This window comes from Novosphingobium sp. KN65.2 (assembly GCF_001368935.1).
Classification (GTDB): Bacteria; Pseudomonadota; Alphaproteobacteria; order Sphingomonadales; family Sphingomonadaceae; genus Novosphingobium; species Novosphingobium mathurense.
Map to the genome: position 1 here is coordinate 1 of NZ_CCBH010000023.1, position 2,679 is coordinate 2,679.

Sequence of the window (2,679 nt, forward strand, 5' to 3'; positions counted from 1 at the left end):
GTCGCGCGAGTTAGCGGCGGTGCAAGCTCATTGGCTAGCGCCGGAGTTAGCGACGGTTGAGAAGGTCAGGCGGCTAATTCCGCCGGGTTGGAGTTCTGGAGGGCTTTCCAGTTCCATGGGAGCAGTTCGTGCAGCCGGTTTTGTGGGATTTCGGCGATGCGGCTAAGGACATCGGTGAGCCATGCGAGCGGATCAACGTCGTTCAGCCGACAGGTGCCGATGAGGCCGAACATCATCGCGGCGCGCTCTCCACCCCGATCCGAACCGACGAACAGCCATGCTTTCCTGCCCCGAGCTACGCTGCGCAGCGGCCGCTCCGCGGCATTGTTCGTCAGACAGATCCGGCCGTCTCCCAGGAAGACGGTGAAGCCTTCCCAGTCATTGAGGAAGTAGGCGATGGCTTTGGCCACGGGATCATGCCGTGAGAGAGCCTTTTGTTGCGTGTCGAACCAGTTCTTGAGCTGATCGACTAATGGGGCGACCTCGTGCTTTCGAACGTGCAGGCGTTCCTCGGTAGACTTGCCGATGATTTCCCGCTCGGCGGCAAAGATCCGGTCGATCATCTCCAGCCCTTCGCGTGCGAGGGGAGAGATGAGCGGCACGCTTCCCTTCTTCTTGCGCTTCAGCTGCCTGGCCACATCGACCAGTTCGAACAGCTTACGCCTACCATGCGCCCAACAATTTGCGCGGGTCATGGCGATATTGTCATCCGTCCCGCTTTGCTCGAACATCTCGTTAAAGCCAGCGTAGCGGTCGACCTGGAGGATCCCAGTGTACCCGGTCAGATGCGCGCGGGGATGTTCGCCTCTTCGATTTCGGGAGTAACGGCACATAAGAGCCGGTGCCCCCGGGCCGCCGAAGGGACGATCATCACGCACGTAGTCCCAGATGCGGGCGACTTCGGTTTTGTATTTGGCAAGGAGGGGAACCGTGGTGTCGTCGGCGTGGAGTCGCTCGGCGGCCAGAACATGGGCATCGTTCAACAGGGCGATTGGCCTGAGCGCGGCGCAGACAGCACCGACCTGATCGGCGAGTGTGGAGAGGCTCAAGGGAATCCCTGCCGCCTCGAATCGGTCGCGCTGGCTGTTGAGCGGCTGATGCAGCCCGTATTTCTGGAAGACGAGATCGGCTAGAAAGTGCGGGCCGAACATGCCCCGGGGCGTCACGTGGAAGGGCGCCGGTGCCTGGCGGATCTTTTCGCATTGGCGGCACGAAACTTTCTCGCGCACGGTACGGATGACCTTGTGGCGCGCGGGCACCTTCTCAAGCGTTTCCGTGATGTCGGCCGGCAGATGGCTCAGTTCAGCCGAGCCACAGCAGGGGCATTGCTCGGGCGCGGGGATCACCACGTCTTCGCGCGGAATATCTGCCGGAAAGTCACGACGGGTCGTTCGCTTGCGGATGAAGGGGCCAATCGTGGTTGTCTTGGCCGCAGCCTGAGCAGCGAGGCTTTCGGCTTCGCTGGCATCGGCCTCGAGTTCCTCGAAGGTCATCTCGAGCTGGTCGATGAGCCGGCTCGCGCGTTCTGATTTCGCTCCATATTTGTCGCGGCGCATAAGCGCGTTCATCAGTTCGAGATGCGCGTTGCGAGCCAGAAGGTCGGCGTTGATCGCCTGGATGCGGGCCGCTTTTGCCTCTGCCTCGAGTGCCTTGGCCTGAGCTTCCCGGGCTTCAGCCTGAGCCGCCTGGACAAGTTTACGCGCCGCCGCGAGCTCGGCGTGCATCTGTAAAATCTCAGGAAAGTCGTCGCTCGAAGGCATGCCCGCCTATAGCGAGAAATGCCCGGAAAACCTACGATTTTCTCAGGTTTTGACGGGATTTTTGCTCCCCTTTTAGAGGCTTGTTTGAGCAGGCGGAGCGGGTCTTGTAAGCGGGGTCCCGTCTCAGCCAACCCGGCTTGGCCGCCATGTTCGCTGCGGGTTACGCCAGTCGATTCCCTCGAGCATGCAGGCCAGCTGCGAGGGGGTCAAGGCGATCGCACCGTCCTTGGCCGAGGGCCAGATAAAATGCCCCTTCTCGAGACGCTTTGCATATAGCGAGACGCCCAGCGCATCGCTCCACAAGATCTTCACCAGATCGCCGCGGCGCCCGCGAAAGACGTACAGATCGCCATCGTGGAAGTTTCTGTCCAGATGCTGTTCCACCTGACGGGCCAAAGAGTTCATGCCCCGGCGCATGTCGGTATGGCCCGTCGCAATCCAGATCTTCACATCTGCAGGAACCGGGATCATCGCACGCTCCCCAGGATCGCGCGGACCAGTTCCGGCCGTGCCGCGTCCCCAAACCGGATCACCGCGCCCCGCGTCTCGATCACCGCCGCCACGCGCAAGCCCTGCTGGCATTCACGCGGTAAGCCCTCCGAACCCTCCGCCTTCACCACCACCGGTACAAAACTCGCCTGGCTGTCCGGAGAACATACCCGCTGCGTGCGCTCCCGCCGCCAGCGATGGATCAGGCTCGGATGAACATCCGCAGCCCGTGCAATCTCCGATACCACCGCTCCGGGAGCACAGGCCGCCAATACCAGCGCTTCCTTCTGTTCCGCACTCCATATCCGCCGGCGCTCCACGCCCGACATCACCGTAATCCGTTCCATCGCGTCCTCGCTAACTCCAGTGCAAAACACGACGTTTGCACTCGCGCTAACTCCGACTAGGTCAACGTCCGGGCAAGGCGGCC

The 2,679-nt window shown here is 61.9% G+C and carries 3 protein-coding genes; all 3 read right to left on the reverse strand.

Translation table 11 applies throughout. The annotated features are described in order from the left end of the window. Positions 1–65 precede the first annotated feature (65 nt). On the reverse strand, positions 66–1,724 hold the full coding sequence (locus SPHV1_RS01025) for an IS66 family transposase (protein WP_082430714.1): 1,659 nt from the start codon (positions 1,722–1,724) through the stop codon (positions 66–68). A 159-nt stretch (positions 1,725–1,883) separates the two neighbouring features. After that, the gene (gene tnpB, locus SPHV1_RS01030) at positions 1,884–2,231 is read right to left on the reverse strand and encodes an IS66 family insertion sequence element accessory protein TnpB (RefSeq protein WP_054944288.1); all 348 of its coding nucleotides are present in this window, start codon (positions 2,229–2,231) and stop codon (positions 1,884–1,886) included. After that, positions 2,228–2,596, reverse strand: coding sequence for a transposase (locus SPHV1_RS01035; protein ID WP_054944289.1), 369 nt, complete (start codon positions 2,594–2,596; stop codon positions 2,228–2,230). Before SPHV1_RS01035 ends, tnpB begins: the two co-directional genes overlap by 4 nt. Positions 2,597–2,679: the final 83 nt, after the last annotated feature.

What these genes read in the sequence shown, in the direction of transcription:
- SPHV1_RS01025 (WP_082430714.1), bottom strand. Translation starts at nt 1,724, where the DNA reads ATGCACGCCGAGCTCGCGGCGGCGCGTAAACTTGTCCAGGCGGCTCAG.
- tnpB (WP_054944288.1), bottom strand. Translation starts at nt 2,231, where the DNA reads ATGATCCCGGTTCCTGCAGATGTGAAGATCTGGATTGCGACGGGCCAT.
- SPHV1_RS01035 (WP_054944289.1), bottom strand. Translation starts at nt 2,596, where the DNA reads ATGGAACGGATTACGGTGATGTCGGGCGTGGAGCGCCGGCGGATATGG.